General features: G+C 61.7%; 14 protein-coding genes. 7 read left to right on the top strand and 7 right to left on the bottom strand.

All coding sequences use genetic code 11. The features are described from left to right. The first annotated feature begins 2 nt into the window (after positions 1-2). The 3 genes from NN662_RS07190 (at position 3) to NN662_RS07180 (ending at position 6735) form a co-directional block, all read left to right on the top strand. Positions 3-1910, top strand: coding sequence for a diguanylate cyclase (locus tag NN662_RS07190; RefSeq protein WP_261929612.1), 1908 nt, complete (start codon positions 3-5; stop codon positions 1908-1910). 345 nt (positions 1911-2255) lie between these two features. After that, positions 2256-5747: a carbamoyl-phosphate synthase large subunit gene (carB, locus tag NN662_RS07185; RefSeq protein WP_261929611.1), complete on the top strand. Its 3492-nt coding sequence runs from the start codon at positions 2256-2258 to the stop codon at positions 5745-5747. A gap of 157 nt (positions 5748-5904) precedes the next feature. Then, positions 5905-6735 (top strand): hypothetical protein, encoded by an 831-nt coding sequence (locus tag NN662_RS07180; RefSeq protein ID WP_261929610.1) that lies wholly within the window; start codon positions 5905-5907, stop codon positions 6733-6735. Between the two features lie 35 nt (positions 6736-6770). Here NN662_RS07180 and NN662_RS07175 read toward each other — a convergent pair whose 3' ends face one another. Next, a complete protein-coding gene (locus NN662_RS07175; protein WP_261929609.1) occupies positions 6771-7649 on the bottom strand; it encodes a DMT family transporter in 879 nt (292 codons plus the stop codon). 172 nt (positions 7650-7821) lie between these two features. Here NN662_RS07175 and NN662_RS07170 point away from each other — a divergent pair, with 172 nt between their 5' ends. Both NN662_RS07170 and NN662_RS07165 read left to right on the top strand, forming a co-directional pair. Continuing rightward, entirely contained in the window at positions 7822-9186 is a 1365-nt protein-coding gene (locus NN662_RS07170) for a T6SS phospholipase effector Tle1-like catalytic domain-containing protein (RefSeq protein ID WP_261929608.1), read from the top strand. An 85-nt stretch (positions 9187-9271) separates the two neighbouring features. Beyond that, complete coding sequence (locus NN662_RS07165) at positions 9272-10453, top strand: permease (protein WP_261929607.1); 1182 nt, start codon at positions 9272-9274, stop codon at positions 10451-10453. A gap of 60 nt (positions 10454-10513) precedes the next feature. On the opposite strand, the gene NN662_RS07160 is transcribed toward NN662_RS07165, so the two are convergent. From NN662_RS07160 to NN662_RS07145, 4 genes are all read right to left on the bottom strand, one after another. Beyond that, on the bottom strand, positions 10514-11854 hold the full coding sequence (locus tag NN662_RS07160; RefSeq protein ID WP_261929606.1) for an ABC transporter permease: 1341 nt from the start codon (positions 11852-11854) through the stop codon (positions 10514-10516). Position 11855: 1 nt separating this feature from the next. Further along, complete coding sequence (locus NN662_RS07155) at positions 11856-12542, bottom strand: ABC transporter ATP-binding protein (protein WP_261929605.1); 687 nt, start codon at positions 12540-12542, stop codon at positions 11856-11858. 7 nt (positions 12543-12549) lie between these two features. Beyond that, complete coding sequence (locus NN662_RS07150; RefSeq protein WP_261929604.1) at positions 12550-13017, bottom strand: hypothetical protein; 468 nt, start codon at positions 13015-13017, stop codon at positions 12550-12552. A 96-nt stretch (positions 13018-13113) separates the two neighbouring features. After that, positions 13114-14868: an alkaline phosphatase gene (locus tag NN662_RS07145; RefSeq protein ID WP_261929603.1), complete on the bottom strand. Its 1755-nt coding sequence runs from the start codon at positions 14866-14868 to the stop codon at positions 13114-13116. Positions 14869-15130: 262 nt separating this feature from the next. Between NN662_RS07145 and greA the strand changes: the two genes are divergently transcribed. Together greA and NN662_RS07135 are read left to right on the top strand one after the other, a co-directional pair. Then, on the top strand, positions 15131-15607 hold the full coding sequence (gene greA, locus NN662_RS07140; protein WP_261929602.1) for a transcription elongation factor GreA: 477 nt from the start codon (positions 15131-15133) through the stop codon (positions 15605-15607). Positions 15608-15654: 47 nt separating this feature from the next. Then, positions 15655-16713, top strand: a complete 1059-nt coding sequence (locus NN662_RS07135) for a glycosyltransferase family 4 protein (protein ID WP_261931892.1) — start codon at positions 15655-15657, stop codon at positions 16711-16713. Positions 16714-16805: 92 nt separating this feature from the next. Here NN662_RS07135 and NN662_RS07130 read toward each other — a convergent pair whose 3' ends face one another. Together NN662_RS07130 and NN662_RS07125 are read right to left on the bottom strand one after the other, a co-directional pair. Continuing rightward, positions 16806-17459, bottom strand: a complete 654-nt coding sequence (locus NN662_RS07130; RefSeq protein ID WP_261929601.1) for a hypothetical protein — start codon at positions 17457-17459, stop codon at positions 16806-16808. 137 nt (positions 17460-17596) lie between these two features. Continuing rightward, the gene (locus NN662_RS07125; RefSeq protein ID WP_261929600.1) at positions 17597-18622 is read right to left on the bottom strand and encodes a glycosyltransferase; all 1026 of its coding nucleotides are present in this window, start codon (positions 18620-18622) and stop codon (positions 17597-17599) included. Between the last annotated feature and the right edge of the window lie 10 nt (positions 18623-18632).

The raw sequence follows: 18632 nt of genomic DNA, 5'->3' as shown, positions 1-18632 counted from the left end.
CCATGCAGCATATGTGGCAAACCCTCATCGGCAATCTGGCAGTTATCGGGCTCATCCTGTCCGTATGGGCGCATCTCTCCGGAGCGAACAAGAATTCCACCCGTTCCCGTGAAAAGTTGATGCTCGGCCTGTTCCTTGGCCTTGCGACTTCGGCGTCGATGATCATGTCCTTTCCAATCCGACCGGGCGTACTCGTCGATTTGCGGGCAGGTCTCATCGCGCTCGCGGGATTGGAGGCGGGGCTCCCCGGCCTTGCAATCGCCGCGGCCGTCTCCGCGCTGACGCGCCTGATGCTCGGCGGAGAAGGTTTGGCACTGGGAATGGAATCGTTGGCCATATTCTCCGCAGTCGGGCTGACCGTGCGCCATCTCACGGCAAACAGATTCCAAACAGTGGGCAAGATCATCTCTCTGGCGGGCGGCGTCTCTCTGGTCATGACGGTCAGCATGTGGACGGTTGCGATCTTGCGGGAAGCTGATGCATTCAAGACGGTTGCGATCCCGCTCCTGTCTCTCAATGTCATCAGCATAGTCATCTGTGGCTCGATCATCCATTTCGTCAAGACACGCAATCTCGACAACGCCATTCTGGCAGCAGCCCTCGCTCAATCGCCGGATTATCTCTACATCAAGAACCGTGACAGCCGCTTTCTGCACGTCAACAACAACACGGCTGCACACAACGGGTTTGAAAGATCGGGCCAGATGGCCGGTCTATCGGACTTCCACATCGCCCCTCAGATGCGAGCCGAGACCCTATTCCTTTCGGAACAGGACCTGATGCGCAACCGGCAGGAACTCGTCGACCACCGCGAAGAGGTGGGCGGTAAGGTTTTCATGACCTCGAAGTACCCGCTCTGCGACACGGACGACAGGGTGATTGGCCTTATCGGCATCAGCCGCGACGTGACGCAGAAGGAAATGCTTGAGCGGGAGCTTGCCGAAAGCAGAACCACCCTCAGCGACGCTTTGGAGGCACTGCACGACGGCTTGGCCATCTTCAACCATGACGGTGTGTTGCTTCGCTGCAACCGACAGTACCAGGCAGCATTTCCAAAGACCGGCTCGGCTAGACAGCCAGGGGAAACCCTCGCGAACCTGCTCGACGACTGTGCCAGGGCCGGCGAATTTACCGCTCTCAGCGAAACACAGCTCGCTGACTGGAAGCGTGCCGTGACGAGGCGCAGTTCCGGCAGCAGCGCCGTGGAACTGCACCTCTTCAACGACATATGGCTGAAACTCAAGGTCCATTGGTCCGGCCAGGGCGCCGTCGTGCTGGCAACCGATATAACCGATACCAAGCGACAGGAAGCAATCCTGCGCGACACGGCACAGGCCTATCGCCTGCTCGCAGAAACCGATCCCTTGACCGGCTTGCTCAACCGGCGCGCCTTCGATGACCGTGCCGCGGTCGAGATGGCCAGGCATGGACGCAGCAGGTCGCCACTTTCCGTCATGATGATCGACGTCGATCTGTTCAAGGCGTTCAACGACAGTCATGGCCATCATGAAGGCGACGAGTGCCTGAAAAAGGTCGCGAACTGCCTGCGTGACGCGGCCAAACGTCCTGCCGACATCGTGGCGCGTTTCGGGGGTGAGGAATTCATTGTTCTTTTGCCCGACACCGACGAGAGCGGCGCAGCGGCCGTCGCCCGCGATTTCGCAGCGATCCTGACACGCCGCGACATCGGCCATCTGTCCTCACCTCATGGCAGGGTGACAGCGAGCATCGGCATCGCATCGGTCTCCGCACAATCCGGCAGCTACGACAAGAGCGCTTTGATCAGGCAGGCAGACACTGCCCTCTATGCCGCCAAGCGCAAGGGCAGGAACAGAGCTGAGGTCTGGTCCCGCACGTTTGAGCAAATGGATCAGCAATCGCTCGACGCGCTAAACTCCTTCGTCATCTGACGGAAGTTGAACCTCGCCAGTACGGCACGGATATTTCCGGCCAAGTTGAATGAGGACGGCATCCTGCATCACCGAAAGGGCGGTTGCCAAACCTCGCATTCCCGAAAACGCCCCACCGGACGCCCCTTATCGGATCGCAACGCGCCACTGCTTTAGCGGAGGTTCAGGAGGCAAATCGCCGCCGTCGGATATTTCCCCTGCGTTCTTCATTTTCGGGGTTCCGTTCGCCAAAACATTTGCCTATAAGGCCCACCTAGCCTTTAGACAGATACGCCCTGCATCCGGCCGGTTTCAACCGCGCCGGCTTTTCATGCAGGCTGGACACATAAAAGACGGAAAACGCCCATGCCGAAGCGCCAAGATATCAAGTCCATCCTCATCATCGGCGCGGGGCCAATCGTCATCGGCCAGGCCTGCGAGTTCGACTATTCGGGAACTCAGGCCTGCAAGGCGCTGAAGGAGGAAGGATACCGGGTCATCCTGGTCAACTCCAATCCGGCCACCATCATGACCGATCCGGGCCTCGCGGATGCGACCTATGTCGAGCCGATCACCCCGGAAGTCGTCGCCAAGATCATCGCCAAGGAACGCCCGGACGCGCTGCTGCCGACCATGGGCGGCCAGACGGCGCTCAACACTGCGCTGTCGCTCAAGCGCATGGGCGTGCTCGAGCGCTACAATGTCGAGATGATCGGCGCCAAGCCGGAGGCGATCGACAAGGCCGAAGACCGCGCGCTGTTCCGCGAGGCGATGGCCAAGATCGGGCTCGAGACCCCGAAGTCGATGCTGGCCAACGCCACCGACATCAAGGATACCGACCGCAAGACGCATGAAGCCCGGCGCGCCGAACTGCGTGGCAAGCTTTCGGGCGACGCACTCGACAAGGCGCTGGACGAGCTCGAAAACCAGTGGAACCTCGGCGAGAGCGACCGCAAGCAGCGCTACATGAGCCATGCCATGGCGATCGCCGCCCAGGCGCTCGACGAGATCGGCCTGCCGGCCATCATCCGCCCGTCCTTCACGCTCGGCGGCACCGGCGGCGGCATCGCCTACAACCGCTCGGAATTCTTCGACATCGTCTCGGGCGGCCTCGACGCCTCTCCGACCACCGAAGTCCTGATCGAGGAAAGCGTGCTCGGCTGGAAGGAATACGAGATGGAAGTCGTCCGCGACAAGGCGGACAACTGCATCATCATCTGCTCGATCGAGAACATCGATCCGATGGGCGTCCATACGGGTGACTCGATTACGGTCGCGCCGGCGCTGACGCTGACCGACAAGGAATACCAGATCATGCGCAACGCCTCGATTGCGGTGCTGCGCGAGATCGGCGTCGAAACCGGCGGCTCGAACGTGCAGTTCGCCGTCAATCCCGATAACGGCCGCCTCGTCGTCATCGAAATGAACCCGCGCGTGTCGCGCTCGTCGGCGCTGGCTTCGAAGGCGACCGGCTTCCCGATCGCCAAGATCGCCGCGAAGCTCGCCGTCGGCTATACGCTCGACGAACTGGAAAACGACATCACCGGCGGCGCGACGCCGGCCTCGTTCGAACCGTCGATCGACTATGTCGTCACCAAGATCCCGCGCTTTGCCTTCGAAAAGTTCCCCGGCGCCTCGCCGGTTCTGACGACTGCGATGAAGTCGGTCGGTGAAGTCATGGCGATCGGCCGCACCTTCGCCGAATCGCTGCAGAAGGCGCTGCGCGGCCTCGAAACGGGTCTCACCGGCCTCGACGAGATCGAGATCCCCGGCCTCGGAGAAAGCGACAGCGGCGACGACAAGAACGCCATTCGCGCCGCGATCGGCACGCCGACGCCGGATCGCCTGCGCATGGTTGCCCAGGCGCTGCGTCTCGGCATGTCGCCTGAGGAAGTTCATGCCGGCTGCAAGATCGATCCGTGGTTCATCGCCCAGTTCAAGGCGATCGTCGACATGGAAGCCCGCATCCGCGAGCACGGCCTGCCGAAGGACGCCGAAAACCTGCGCATGCTGAAAGCCATGGGCTTCTCCGACGCCCGCCTCGCCTCCTTGACCGGCGGCAAGCCGAAGGACGTCGCCATGCTGCGCAATTCGCTGGGCGTGCGCCCGGTCTTCAAGCGCATCGACACCTGCGCGGCCGAGTTCGCCTCGCCGACCGCCTACATGTATTCGACCTACGAGACGCCCTTCGTCGGCGCCACGCGTTCGGAAGCCCAGGTCTCCGACCGCAAGAAGGTCGTCATCCTCGGTGGCGGTCCGAACCGCATCGGCCAGGGCATCGAATTCGACTATTGCTGCTGCCACGCCGCCTTCGCGCTGAAGGATGCCGGCTTCGAGGCGATCATGGTCAACTGCAACCCGGAAACGGTCTCGACCGACTACGACACCTCCGACCGCCTCTATTTCGAGCCGCTGACGGCCGAAGACGTGATCGAGATTCTCCGCGCCGAGCAGGAGAAGGGTGAACTCGTCGGCGTCATCGTCCAGTTCGGCGGCCAGACCCCGCTGAAGCTTGCCGAAGCGCTCGAAAAGAACGGCATCCCGATCCTCGGCACCGCGCCGGACATGATCGATCTCGCCGAAGACCGCGACCGCTTCCAGAAGCTTCTGATGAAGCTCGACCTCAATCAGCCCAACAACGGCATCGCCTACTCGGTCGAGCAGGCGCGCCTGGTGGCGGCCGAAATCGGTTTCCCGCTCGTCGTGCGCCCCTCCTATGTTCTGGGTGGCCGCGCCATGCAGATCATTCATTCGGAAGGCCAGCTGCAGAGCTACCTGCTCGATACCGTTCCGGGCCTGGTGCCGGAAGACATCAAGCAGCGCTACCCGAACGACAAGACCGGCCAGATCAACACGCTCTTGGGCAAGAACCCGCTGCTGTTCGACAGCTACCTGACGAACGCCACGGAAATCGACGTCGACTGCCTGTGCGACGGCAAGGACGTCTTCATCGCCGGCATCATGGAACACATCGAAGAGGCCGGCATCCACTCGGGCGACAGCGCCTGCTCGCTGCCGCCGCGCACGCTGGCTCCGGAGATGATCGCCGAGCTTGAGCGCCAGACAACGGAAATGGCGAAAGCCCTGAACGTCGGCGGCCTGATGAACGTCCAGTACGCCATCAAGGACGGCGTCATCTACGTGCTTGAGGTCAACCCGCGCGCCTCGCGCACCGTACCTTTCGTCGCCAAGACCATCGGCGCGCCGATCGCCAAGGTCGCCGCCCGCGTCATGGCCGGCGAAACGCTCGACACCGCGATCGCGGCCTATGGCGACAAGCCGGATGTGAAGAACCTGAAGCACATCGCGGTCAAGGAAGCCGTCTTCCCCTTCGCCCGCTTCCCCGGCGTCGACACGCTGCTCGGCCCGGAAATGCGCTCGACCGGCGAGGTCATCGGCCTAGACACGGATTTCGCGCTCGCCTTCGCCAAGTCGCAGCTCGGCGCCGGCGTCGACCTGCCGCGTGACGGCGCAGTCTTCATCTCGGTGCGCGACGAGGACAAGGACCGCATGCTGCCGGCAGCGAAGATCCTGTCCGAGATCGGCTTCAAGGTGCTGGCGACCGGCGGCACCCAGCGCTATCTCGCCGAAAAGGGCATCGAGGCGGTGAAGATCAACAAGGTTCTGGAAGGCCGCCCGCACATCGAGGACGCCATCCGCAACCGCCAGGTCCAGCTGGTCATCAACACCACCGACGGCAACAAGGCGATCTCGGACTCGAAATCGCTGCGCCGCGCCGCGCTGATGCAGAAGGTGCCCTACTACACCACCCTTTCAGGCGCCCAGGCCGCCGCCGAAGCGATCCGCGCCCTGAAGGCCGGCAACCTCGAGGTGAAGTCGCTGCAGAGCTACTTCTGAGCAAATCTCGCTTAAAGCTGTCCACGTATGACAAAGCCGGAACTCAAAATTCCGGCTTTGTCGCTTTTAGGAGCAGGCAATTAGATCGATTGCCTGGCCTCGATTGCTACCTATCTTTAATTGCAGTAATATTATTCCGCAACATAAGGAGGTAGACATGAAAGTTACTCCGTTTCCAATTTTTCTTTGTCTGGCTCTGCTTCAGTCGGATATAGCCAGTGCAAACGACCAAACAGGCGTAAGTGAAATCAAGAAGATCGCCAGGCAATCATCCTGTGCGGCGACGGATTGGAAAAACAGAGGGCTTGCAAAAGAGGCCTATTACGAAGGAATAGCGCTGGTTTTCGCAAAGGCAATTTGTAACCCCGAACGCACCGATGTCCAGCTTGTCGCGCAGAAGAGGGGAGCTCCGGGCTCAAAGTCGGACAAGACGGATGCATTAACTTGGTATGACTCAATTTTTCGCAGTCTCTCAATGACGAATGACGTCTCAGGCAATGACACTTTACGCCACGCCTACACCCTGCTCATCGGGTTGGGCATGAGAGAATCATCTGGTCAATATTGTGTAGGTCGCGACCGCAGCGCAAACTTCAGTAGCGCGGACTCCGCTGAAGCTGGACTTTTTCAGACATCATGGGGCGCGCATGCTGCAAATGAAACGCTGTCCGCGCTCAATGACCATTATAGCGCCGATCGAAGCCAGTGCCTTCTGGATGTATTCTCAAACGGTGTTCATTGCAGCGCCTGGGATGCTAAAATATGGGGAACCGGCAAAGGTGCGGACTGGCAAAAACTAACCAAGTCCTGCCCAGCCTTCGCGACAGAATATGCTGCCGTCCTTTTGCGTGTCCGCGGCGGCAGCAAAGGCGAGTTCGGTCCTTTGCGTAGGCATCAGGCCGAAGTGAAGGAAGTCTGTGATTCCATGTTATCTCAGGTAGAGAAGTATGTGGAAACTCATCCCGAGACGTGTTCCGCTCTAGACTAGATTTGGCGCTTTGACAGAAGCGGCGTTTGGAGCGCTCACCCCCGCCGCTTGCGCTTGGCAACGATCGCGAAGGCGATACCGCCCAACACGAAGAGGCTGGCGATAACGAAGCGCAACGTGATCCCTTCATTGAGGAAGAGGATTGCTCCAAGCGCTGCGATCACCGGTACGGAGAGCTGCACCAGCGCCGCCTGAAAGGTCGAAAGCCCGCCGAGCGCCCGGTACCAGAGCGAGTATCCAAGTCCGGAGGCAACGACGCCGGAGACGATGGCGAGACCGGCGCCGCGCAAGGTGGCATTGCCAGCCACCAGCGCGTAGATCGCCAGCGGCACGCAGAAGGCCGAGGCCCGCAGGAAATTGCCAGCCGTTTCCTTCAAGGGGTTGGCCGAGCCACGACCGCGAAGCGTGTAGATGCCCCAGGAGATGCCGGAGATCACCATCAGCAGGCTGCCGAGCGGATCCGGCGTGCCGATGCCGGGCAGGATCAGGTAGACGAAGGCGAGAAAGGCGACGGTGAAGCCGGCCAGCTCGAACAGGCTCATCCGCTCGCCCCTGATGAGGCTGAAACCGACCATGGTCGCCTGTACGGACGAGAAAAGGATCAGCGCGCCGGTCGCCGCACCCAGCATCAGGTAGGCGAGCGAAAAGGCAATCGCATAGGCAAACAGGGCGCCGGCCGCAATCCAGTTGCCGGGAATGGCAGGCATCTTCACCTGACCAGGTTGGCGACACAGGAAGAAGAACAGGAACAGCGCGCCGGAGACGATGCGGAGCGCGGTATAGCTTGCGGCATCGATAGACCCTGCCCCAAGCGCCAGCCGCGCGAGAAGCGAATTTGCGGCGAACGCGATCATCGCCGCGACTGTCAGTCCCACCACCGGATTCATCTCGCCCTCCCGACCGGTCAGACGCATCCTCCCGGCTCCCCTCTGCCAACACAGTATCCGCCCGGGCCTGTTCACCGTCAATCAGCGCCCTGTCGACACCCGGGCTATGACATTCGTCCACATTGCCTTAGCTGTTTGCCGGACACATCGCAGTCCGCTAATATTCCCGCAGCACACGCTTGAGGGGAGCGCGCATGCCATGGCCAAGACCATCGTCATCCTGTTCGACGGCACCTCGAACGAGATTTCCGCAGACCGATCCAACATCCTCCGGCTCTACGGCTGCCTGCGCCGGACCGAGAGCCAGCTCGTCTACTACGACCCCGGCGTCGGCACCTTCGGCGCCGACAATGCCTGGTCGAAACTCTGGCGCAAGACGGTCGAGGTCTGGGGACTGGCGACCGGCTGGGGGCTCGACCAGAACGTCAAGGAAGCCTATCGCTTCCTCGTCGAGAACTATCAGCCCGGTGCCCGCGACAAGAGCGGCAAGCGGCTGGAGGAAGACGACCGGATCTTCATCTTCGGCTTTTCGCGGGGCGCCTATACCGCACGCGTGCTAGCCGGCTTCATCCATGCGCTCGGCATCGTCAAGCCGTACCAGTTGAACCTCGTCGACTATGCCTACCGGACCTACAAGGCGATCAGCGACAGCGAGACGACGGCGGTGACCGAAATCTCCGCCGAGGAGGAAAAGGGCGGCGAGGCACCTCCTCCGTCCGCCTTTGCGACAATGCGTCTCTACGAGCGGACGCTGAAACCATACCGCCCGGCGATCAAGTGCCTCGGCCTGTTCGACACGGTCGCCTCCGTCATCGAGATGGGCAAATATTTCCCGCGGCTAAAGACGCATCCCTTCACTGACAGGAACCGCAGCGTCGAATATGTCCGCCACGCGCTGGCGATCGACGAGCGCCGGACGATGTTCAACCCGCAGCCCTGGCCGGCCGGCGAGCCCTATTGGGGTGGTCCGTTCAGGCCGCGCGACGAAAAGAAGGTGCATCTCCAGAACGTCGAGGAAGTGTGGTTTGCCGGCGTGCACGCGGATATCGGAGGCGGATATCCGGAAGACGAAAGTGGCCTCGCCAAGCTGCCGCTTCTGTGGATGATCGAGGAAACGAAACCGCTCGGCCTCGACTACGCCACCCGCACGGTCAACGAAATCGTCCGCGGCAAGCGCGGCAAATATATCGAGCCCAATCCGCTGGCCGCGCGTCATAATTCCATGCGCCGCCTCTGGCCGGCCGTGGAGTTCCTTCCGCGCCGCATGCCCAAAACCTCATGGCGTGGCGGCCCATCGCTGTTCGGCTGGTACTTTCCCTGGTTCGACCGCCGCCGGATCGAGGACGGGGCGACGTTGCACACATCCGTGATCGAAAGGATGAACGGCATCCCAGTCGACGGCCCCTACATGCCGCCGAACCTGCCGGAAACCTATCGGACCGCGCCGCCGTCCCTGCCGAAGAAGAAGATGCCGGCTCCTTCGCTGGACATCGCCACGGTCAAGCAGAAGCAGGCAAAGGCACGCTCCGCCGCAAAGGCGCAAGAGCCACCCGGCCAAACATAAAAACAGTCACCGGGAATTCGCCCGAATATGGATCGGAACAATCCGTTTGAAGAACCGTTGCCTCTTTGGAAGAAGGGGAAAACGCATGCACGATATCTGGACGAAAACCGGCATGGCTCTCTTGATGGCGCTGGGCATGGCGTGGAAGACGGGCTGGTCGCTCGTCCTTGGCTTCACCATTTCCTCCGTCATGCAGTCGCTGGTGCCCTCGTCGAAGATGAAGGACTATCTCGGCAAGGGAACGGCGAAGGAAATCGTGCTCGCCTCCGCGGCCGGCGCCGCCAGTTCCTCCTGCTCCTATGCCTCCGCCGCCATCATGCGCACCCTGTTCAAGAAAGGCGCGGCGCTCGTCAATGCGCTTGCCTTCCTGTTCGCCTCCACCAATCTCGTCATCGAACTTGGCGTCATCCTGCTCCTGCTCATGGGCTGGCAGTTCATGCTCGGCGAATGGATCGGCGGCGTCGTGCTGATCACCATCATGGCGGTGCTCGTCAAGCTCACCTACCCGAAGAAGCTGGTCGAGGAAGCCCGCAACCACGAGGAGAGGAGCAAGGGCCACGAACATATGTCGATGGCCGTGGAGGGTGACACCTGGCGCGATCGGGTGAGGAACCCGAAGATGAAGGTCAGCGTTGCCCAGAACTTCGCCATGGAGTGGTCGATGCTGTGGAAGGACATGCTCGCCGGCTTCGTCATTGCCGGCTTTCTGGCCGCCTTCGTCCCGGACAGCTTCTGGAAGGCCCTGTTCCTGACCGACGCCTCGGAATGGATCAAGGTTCCGGTCAATGCCGTCCTTGGTCCGGTGATTGCGGTGCTAACCTTCGTCTGCTCGATCGGCAACGTGCCCTTCGCCGCGATCCTCTTTTCCGGCGGCATATCATTCGGCGGCGTGCTCGCCTTCCTTTATGCCGACCTCATCATCCTGCCGCTGATCAACACCTATCGGCGCTATTTCGGCTGGAAGTTTGCAGCCTATATGGCGGGCATCCTGTTCGTCACCATGGTGGCTGCAGCGCTGATCATGGATGTCGCCTTCTCCCTGCTCGGCATCATTCCGGAAGGAACGATCGACATCCGCAACCGGCTGACCGAGTTCAGCCTCGACTACACCTTCTGGCTCAACATCCTCTTTGGCGCACTTGCCGTCTGGCTGTTCCGGCTCAATCACAAGCACCCGATGGATCATAGCCATAACCACGATCATGACGGCCATGATCACGGCGCTCATGATCACCATGCACACATGCACCATCAGCACGGTCATTGAGATGGATTGACGATCGGCGCCCGGTCCAAGGCCCGGGTGCCGACCGGGAAGGTCTGCGTTTTACGCCCTCAAGGCCTGCACCGGCGACTGGCGATAGGCCATCAGCGCCGGCAGCAGCGAGAAGATGGCCGCCGCCAGAAACAGCGCACCGATGGGACCGAGATCGGCGCGGGCGAAGACGACCGGCAGCTGGATGCCGCTGTCGGCCATCAGACGCCCGGCAATCAGGCGGGCGGCGGCAAAGCCGACCCCGAGACCCGCCGCGACGCCGATCGCGATCAGCCCGAACAGTTCCAGCCAGACGATGCCGAAAACCGCCTCGCGCGGCGCACCGAAGGCCCTGAGCGCACCGATCTGCTTGCGCCGCTGCGTCACATGCATGACGGTGACCAACATCAGCGCGCAGGCAACCAGGATCTGCGCCCCGATGGCGACGGCGGACAGCACCTGACGCACATCGCCGAGCGTCGCATAGAGCCGCGTCAGCACTTCGGCCGGGAACACGGCAAGAGTCGTTTCGTGCCGGTACTGCTGGCGCAGCTTGTAGGCGTCACCGATGGACTTCGGCTTGACGACGACCGCCGGCAGTCCCGGCAGCGCATGGTCGAAATCCTCGTCGATGGCCGCATCTGCATCGATGTGGTGATGCTCGTGCTCTTCATGCTCGTCGCCGCCATCATGGCTGATTTCAGCAGCGACAGGCGTTGCAGCCGGCATAGCCGCCGCATCGCCATTGCCGGCGGGTTCAGCCTGTCCGTCGTGATCTTCGTGATCGTCATGGTCGGGGTCGTCGTGATGACCAAGGCCGTGAATATCCCAGACCGCCTGGATCGGCACCATGATCGCCTTGTCCCAGGCGCTACCGGACGACTGCAGGCGACCGACGACCGTATAGGCGAGCTCGGTATGTGTGTGCCCGCCCTCCTCCTCGGTGCCGTGCAGCGGCTTCACCGTCGCGCCGATCGGCAGATCGACGGCGGCGCCGATCACGGCCTCGCCCTCATGCGCAAAGACCTGCCCTTTGGCAACGCCCGGCGCCAGGTTGGCAACGAGCTTCGTCGTCGTCCCGACGATTGGATAATGGCCGTAGAAATCGCCAAACCCGATCGGCGCCGCCCAGGCGACGCGCGGATCATTGTCGAGGTCCTTCAGGACGTTGCCGTCCATCAGCGGCAGCGGCGAGGCCTGGAGGAACACCGACGACAGGACGAGCTGCGTCTCGCTGCCCGCCGCGCCGATGATCAGGTCGAACTTCTCGGCGGCCCGCGCGGAGCCGAGCCGAAGCGCCCTTTCCTGCAACGTGACCGCAACGCCGAGCGCGACGGCAAGCGCGACGATCAGCACCACCACGACGGCGCCAAGGCGGAAACGGGTGAGATCGGCCAGAATGAAGCGGAACATGTCAGGCCTCCTCGGTGGCAAGCTGGGCGGACTGGATACGGCCGGCAGAAAGCTGCATGCGCCGGTCGAACCGCCCGATCAGCCGCTCGTCATGCGAGACGACGATCAGCGTGCATTTCTCCTGGTCGGCGATCGACAAGAGCAGGTCGGCGACCTGCGCGCCGCTCTCGACGTCGAGGCTGGCGGTCGGTTCGTCCGCGACGACGACGCCGGGCTTGCGCAGCACGGCGCGGGCAACCGCCACACGCTGCATTTCACCGCGCGACATGGTCTCGACCTTCTGGTCCGGACGCGACAGCCCGACCGTCTCGATCAGGTGGCGCGCCCGCTCGACAGTCCCGGTGCCGGCTGCACCGGAAAGCCGCGCCGGCAGGAGAATGTTGTCGAGCGCCGACAGACCTTCGAAGAGATGGAAATCCTGCATGACCAACCCGACATGGGCACCGCGCCAACGGTCGCGCCGGCTTTCGGAAAGCCCCGAAAGCTCGGTGCCGGCCCAGCGGACCGAACCGCTTTTCAGCGCCTGCAGGCCGCAGATGACGTTGACGAAGGTGCTCTTGCCCGAACCGGACGCTCCGGTGACCGCCAACCGCCCGCCGGCCGGCAGGTCAAAGGAGTCGATCGCGAGCACGGGTGCCGGCAGGCCCGGATAACCGACCTCCAGGTCATTCACTTTCAGATCGATCATGGAAACCTCAGCTTTCCCAGAAACGGGCGTCGCGCAGGCGCAGACGGCTCAGGAAACCGGTGTCCGGATCGACCCAGGAGCCGACCTCCATCCGCCCCTCGACGGCGATCCGCGTGCCGCCGGGCAGAAAGGTCTGCTTGTCGCCGAGATAGATGACGACGATATTGTCCGGCCAGTCGGCATCCGACGAGCAGAACGGGCAGAGCGCCATCGGAATTTCGGTCAAAACGAAGAAATTGGCTTCAGCTTTGAGCGGCGGCGCCATGAATCCGCCCATTGTCACCGGCTTGCCGTCGAGCGATTTCACCTTGTCGGAAAACTCCAGCCCGAGCACAGTCACCTTGCTGTAAAGCTCGTCAAACGTCAGATCGGTCGCCGCGAAGGCCGGTCGCGTCAAGGCCGCGAGCGGCATGCCGGCGGCAAGCGCCATCAGGCGTCTGCGGGAGAGAGTGAATGGAGAGGGTTGACGGTTCATCTCCGCCTCCTGGTCTTTGATTTCCGGTCGTCGCTCACGTCAAAAGCGGTTCCGGGCGACCGTGCCGCCCGGAACCAGTTTATCCGATGGTCGCGATTACATCGACTGCGAGCCGAGCGCGAAGGTGTCCATCAGGACCTTGTAGACGTCGCTCTGCTCCATGTAGCCCTTGAACTCTTCCGAGCCGGGGCCGGTGGCCTGCAGCACGACGTCGTCAACGGTATGGGCAGCGGTGTCGCCGTCGGACGGGATGTTGGCCGGCATCAGCACGGCGCCGGGGACATCCTTGTAGGCCGGGTTGGCGACATACTTGCCGTCCGCATTCTTGATCGACGGCTCGAACGGACCATCCATCTTCGGACGGAAGGTCTCGTAGTATTCCGGATGGTTGCCGGCATACATCTGAATGCGGCGGGACACGTCCACCTTGTCCGGATAGCCGTCGCCATTCTCGTCGGTGTAGTTCGGGAAGCCGGCGTCGTCATAGGTGCCAACCTTCTCGCTCATCACGTCGCCCGGCTTTTCGTCATCGACGGTGCCGACGATCGACACGCCGTGCGTATGGTCGCCGGTGACGACGATCAGCGTATCGGGATGGGTCTTGGCGAACTCCATGGCAGCGCCGACGGCCTGGTCCATCTCGATGACGTCGAATTCGGAGCGTTCCCAGTCCATCGGGTGAGACATCTTGTCGACGGAGGCAGCTTCAACCATCAGGAAGAAGCCTTCCGGGTTCTTCGACAGCTGGTCGAGGGCGGTCTTGGTCATGTCGACGAGGCCCGGCTGGTCGGGGAACTTGTCGACGGTGCCCTTCTTCAGGAACATGCGGTCGAGCGCGACGTCCATGTTGCCGGTGTGGAACAGGCCAAGCAGCTTGCCGGTGTTGGTACCGGCGGCTGCATCCAGTTCCGTCTTGGAGGTTGCGAGCGTGTAGCCGGCATCCTTGAACTGGGCGATGTAGTCGTTGTCGTCCTTGCGCTTGGAGCCGGGGACATCCTTCGACAGGAAGTAGGCCGAACCGCCTCCGAGGATGACGTCGGGCTGGGTCTTCATGAACATGCCGACGATCTCGGCCTTGTCGGCACGCTTGCGGGTGTGGGCGATGACGGCGGCCGGGGTCGCGTCTTCGATTTCGGCGGTGGAAACGACGCCGATCGACTTCTTGGTCGTGCGGCGCAGCGCTTCGGCGATCGTCTCGACCTTCGGATCGTCAAGGCTTGCCGGGGTGCGGTCGGCATAGACGCCAAGGGCGTTCACGCGCGACTTGTGGCCGGTCATGTAGGCCGACATGGTGTTGGCCGAGTCGGTGGCGATCGAATGGGTCGACGAGGTGCCGATGAAGGCCATGTGATCGAGATCGTCGATGTTCAGACGACCGTTGGCCTTACCCTCGGTCATGCCCTTCGACATGATGCGGGCGGCGGTGCGGTGGGCGACCGAAAGGCCGTCACCGAGGAAGAAGATGATGTTCTTGGCCTTCGGCGCAGCCGGGGTGCCGTAGACGTTCCAGGTAACCGACTTGGTTTCATCGCCGGCCTTGACTTCGACGGTGTAATCGCCGGCCGAGGCAAGCGCCAGATCGCGCAGGATCAGGGCCGAGCCGAGGACGGCGTCGTCCTTGCCCTTTTCTTCGGCGACGAATTCGGCCGGCTTGCCGAAGACTTCGGCATAGGGCTTGCCGTTGACGGTGACAGCGACATCACCCTCACCGTAGACCTTGTCGAGCTCGACCTTGAAGTCGAACGGCGAGTTGACGAGGATCGTGGCACGATCGAGCGGATAGACGGTGGCGGCATGCGCGGCACCGGCCAGCATGGTTGCGGCGGCAAGCGCCGAAAAACACTTCATCATGGTCTCTCTCCTTAGGCAGGGAATTGCGACACACGTCGGATAGTCCCTGACCATGACACTTGGATGAAGGCCACATCCCCTGACGGGCAGGGCAAGAGCCGGCACGGGAGCCGGAGTTGGCTAAAAAAAACTCGCATTTGACCGGGCGAGTCTGCTATAAACGCTCAAGTTGACAGTTTGACTGGTTCCGAAGTTCCTCTTCGGAACCTGTTTTCTTTTGTCCCTATGCACAACGAACGGGACGCGCAGTAAGGAAAAGGAAATGGTTGAGAAAGTTCCGATGACCCCGGGTGGTTTCACCAAGCTCAACGAAGAGCTTCGCTGGCGCCAGCAGGAGGAACGCCCGAGAATCATCGAGGCGATCGCCGAAGCGCGCGCCCATGGCGACCTTTCGGAAAACGCAGAGTACCACGCCGCCAAGGAAGCGCAGAGCCACAATGAGGGCCGCATCGGCGAGCTGGAAGACCTGATTGCCCGTGCGGAAGTCATCGACCTCACGAAAATGTCCGGTTCCACCGTCAAGTTCGGCGCGACCGTCAAGCTCGTCGATGAAGACACCGAAGAGGAAAAGACCTACCAGATCGTCGGCGACCAGGAAGCCGATGTGAAGGCGGGCCGCATTTCCATCTCGTCGCCGATAGCCCGCGCACTGATCGGCAAGGAGGAAGGCGATTCCATCGAAGTGAACGCCCCCGGCGGCTCCAAGGCCTACGAAATCCTCGCCGTCAGCTGGGGCTGAGCGCGACCGTGACGGTCGCAAGCAAGGCCACCGCCCATCAAGGCGCGGTGGCCGATCTCCGCGAAATCGACATCATCGCGCCGAACTTCAAGCAGCGGCTGTCGGGGGTCACCTCGACGATCATCCAGCTCGTTCCGGTGCAGCGCCGGCTCGGCCAGCGCATTGCCGTTCTCGGATCCGGCCTGCCGGCCACCCTGCCCCATATCCGCTACCGCGACCTCTGGCGCCTGTGGACGCCGCCGAAGGGCAAGCGCTTCCGCGTCTGGCACGCGCGGCGCAACATCGAGATGCTGCCGGCGATCATCCTGCGCGACCTCCTGCGCATGCCATTGAAGATCGTCTTCACCTCCGCCTCGCAGCGCCGCCACACCGGCTGGACGAAATTCCTGATTTCGAAGATGGACGCGGTGATCGCCACCAGCGCCAAGACGGCGGCCTATCTTGAGGTCGAAAGCACCGTAAGCCTGCATGGCATCGACACGACGCGATTTTCGCCGCCGGCCGACAAGGCCGAGGCAAAGCGCGCACTCGGCCTTGATCCGGCGCAGAAGATCGCCGGCTGCTTCGGCCGTGTTCGCCGCCAGAAGGGAACCGATCTCTTCGTCGACACCATGATCCGGCTTCTGCCGCAGCGGCCAGACTGGTCGGCGATCATCGCCGGCCGCGCCACCCCGCAGCATGTAGAATTCGAAAACGGCCTGAAGGAGAAGGTGAAGGCAGCCGGCCTTGCCGACCGGATTTTGTTTGTCGGCGAGCACACCAACATCAACGACTGGTACCGCGGCCTCGACCTCTTCATCGCCCCGCAGCGCTGGGAAGGTTTCGGCCTGACCCCGCTCGAAGCCATGGCCACCGCCGTCCCCGTCATCGCCACCGACGTCGGCGCCTTTCCGGAACTGATCGAGACGGGAGACGCCGAAACCGGCACCATCATCCCCCGCGACAACCTCGACGCCATGGCGGAAGCGACCGCTCAGTTCATGGACGACGAACCAAGGCGCGAACGGGCGGGAGCGAATGCGCTCGCCCACGCGCGCCATAACTTCGCGATCGAAAGCGAGGCGGAGCGGCTTGGGGCGGTTTATGCGAAGGTGATGGGCGGTTAGGCGAACGAGCGTCGACAAAATAGTGCCTTATGAGCAGGCGCCACCACCGCAGTACCAAACGCGGCCAGGCGTCGAAAGGCGCAAAAGGACGGCTACAAAGGTTCGCCGACCTCGCAAAAGATTACGTTAGCCCTATTCTTCTTGATCCACCGGTAAAGCGCGACATCCGCCTTTTCGTGAAAATTGTCATGCGCATGGGCCTGGTCATAAAAATGCCCGCCGGTCCACTTCACACCAATCCCACAAACATGAATTTTGTCAGCGTCAGGGAAGCGCCTCATCGCATATTCGACAGCAAGCATGCCTGTCGATAGCCGACTGCCGGCAAAATACGCAGGCATGCCAACCCTGTGTTTTTTGAAGGCGTGCCACCAATTCCGTGGGTTGGCAATCGCGACAAGCCATCGGACAAAAGAATAGTGGCAGTAATTGAACCACCACTGCTCCCAATTGCTGAGCTCCTTGCCAGTCTTGTATTTGAAGTTGACATCCTTGAGCCAATCCTTGCCGACCGGATCCCAATAGACCAACTCATCAAGCTCGACGCCCTCTACCGCGTCTCGATCTGCTCTGTTCTGAACGCCCCGGCTCTGGCGACAGAAATTCAGTGACGCAAAACCAATGCAATGAGCGGCGGAGAAGCGGTCCCTGGCGTAGGCGATCGCACCATTGGCGAGAATTACGACATCGGGCTGAACCGCCGGCCAATGCGGGTTGGGTTTGGAGCCGACCACGAAAATCTGCACCTTGGACTTCTCCTTTGCGGCGGACCCTGGACCAGGCAGGTACGATCAAGCCGGCCTTCCCTGTAAACACACCCAAATCATCTCGAAATGCAAGAGACTGCGGAAGGCGCTGGATAGGGATCCGAATAATAGGTCTCTCAAGGCTTTCTGGCAAAGAGCGCCATATACGCATCGACGATCGCATCTTCCGAAAATTGCCCCAATACGGTCTGATGACCGCCGGCAGCAACCTTGGACGCAAGAGCCTCGTCATTGATCAGCGTCTCGATCGCAGTCGAAAAACCGTCCGTATCGCCGATATCAACCAGCAGACCATTTTCGCCGTGGCGCATGAACCAGGAAGGCCCTTCCGAGCGCGACGACACAACCGGTCGCTTCTGAGCCCAGGCTTCCAGAACGACATTGCCGAGTGGCTCGTGACTGGACGGCATAACGAAAATGTCGCAAGCCGCCACATAAGGTCGCGTATCTTGCAGCCAGCCAAGGAAGCGAACCCGTTCACTGATGCCCAGATTCGCGGCCATTCTTTCCAGATTTTCACGTTCTTCGCCGTCGCCGGCCAACCAGAGATACGCGCCAGGCAACTTGGCAACAGCCGCGATCAGCAACGCGAATTCCTTGCGTGAAACGAACCGTCCCATCGACATGACCACTGGCACGCCTTCCGGCGTATCGACGCTGGCGCGCGTGATGGGAGCGACCGCCGTCACATCGGTGAAATTCGAGATCACCTCGACGCCACGATCCCAACCCAGTGTTTCGCGGACATGCTCTGCAATGCCCGGAGTGTTGCACACCAGAACGTCGGTATTCTTGAAATAGCTGAGGTTCGTCGGGTAGTCGCCGAGCCGCGATATCTTGATAGCGCCCTCATAGGCCGGGATCAGCCTGCTGGCCCGGGTGGCCCACGAAAACAGGGCGTCGGGCTTTTCCCGCCTGACGATCCGCCCGATCCTCATCGGCAGGAGAATGCGATCCGGATGCGCGTTCCGGAAATTGCTCTCGATGATGCGGGCGACGGGTTCAATATCCTTCTTCCACAGTCTCTTCGGCCGTATCACGCAGGTCTGTTCGACGCCGCGCCGGGCCAGACCATTGACCAGATGGACGAAGAATTTCTCGGCGCCGCCGTCCTTGCCGAGGTGGTAGTGCATCACTTTCATGGGCAGAGAC

Origin of the sequence: Rhizobium sp. NRK18, from assembly GCF_024385575.1 — a bacterium.
GTDB lineage: Bacteria > Pseudomonadota > Alphaproteobacteria > Rhizobiales > Rhizobiaceae > JANFMV01.
Note: the sequence above shows the minus strand (reverse complement) of the source record. Positions and strands in the feature narration are given on the sequence as shown.

What these genes read in the sequence shown, in the direction of transcription:
- NN662_RS07190 (WP_261929612.1), top strand. Translation starts at nt 3, where the DNA reads ATGCAGCATATGTGGCAAACCCTCATCGGCAATCTGGCAGTTATCGGG.
- carB (WP_261929611.1), top strand. Translation starts at nt 2,256, where the DNA reads ATGCCGAAGCGCCAAGATATCAAGTCCATCCTCATCATCGGCGCGGGG.
- NN662_RS07180 (WP_261929610.1), top strand. Translation starts at nt 5,905, where the DNA reads ATGAAAGTTACTCCGTTTCCAATTTTTCTTTGTCTGGCTCTGCTTCAG.
- NN662_RS07175 (WP_261929609.1), bottom strand. Translation starts at nt 7,649, where the DNA reads ATGCGTCTGACCGGTCGGGAGGGCGAGATGAATCCGGTGGTGGGACTG.
- NN662_RS07170 (WP_261929608.1), top strand. Translation starts at nt 7,822, where the DNA reads ATGGCCAAGACCATCGTCATCCTGTTCGACGGCACCTCGAACGAGATT.
- NN662_RS07165 (WP_261929607.1), top strand. Translation starts at nt 9,272, where the DNA reads ATGCACGATATCTGGACGAAAACCGGCATGGCTCTCTTGATGGCGCTG.
- NN662_RS07160 (WP_261929606.1), bottom strand. Translation starts at nt 11,854, where the DNA reads ATGTTCCGCTTCATTCTGGCCGATCTCACCCGTTTCCGCCTTGGCGCC.
- NN662_RS07155 (WP_261929605.1), bottom strand. Translation starts at nt 12,542, where the DNA reads ATGATCGATCTGAAAGTGAATGACCTGGAGGTCGGTTATCCGGGCCTG.
- NN662_RS07150 (WP_261929604.1), bottom strand. Translation starts at nt 13,017, where the DNA reads ATGAACCGTCAACCCTCTCCATTCACTCTCTCCCGCAGACGCCTGATG.
- NN662_RS07145 (WP_261929603.1), bottom strand. Translation starts at nt 14,868, where the DNA reads ATGATGAAGTGTTTTTCGGCGCTTGCCGCCGCAACCATGCTGGCCGGT.
- greA (WP_261929602.1), top strand. Translation starts at nt 15,131, where the DNA reads ATGGTTGAGAAAGTTCCGATGACCCCGGGTGGTTTCACCAAGCTCAAC.
- NN662_RS07125 (WP_261929600.1), bottom strand. Translation starts at nt 18,622, where the DNA reads ATGAAAGTGATGCACTACCACCTCGGCAAGGACGGCGGCGCCGAGAAA.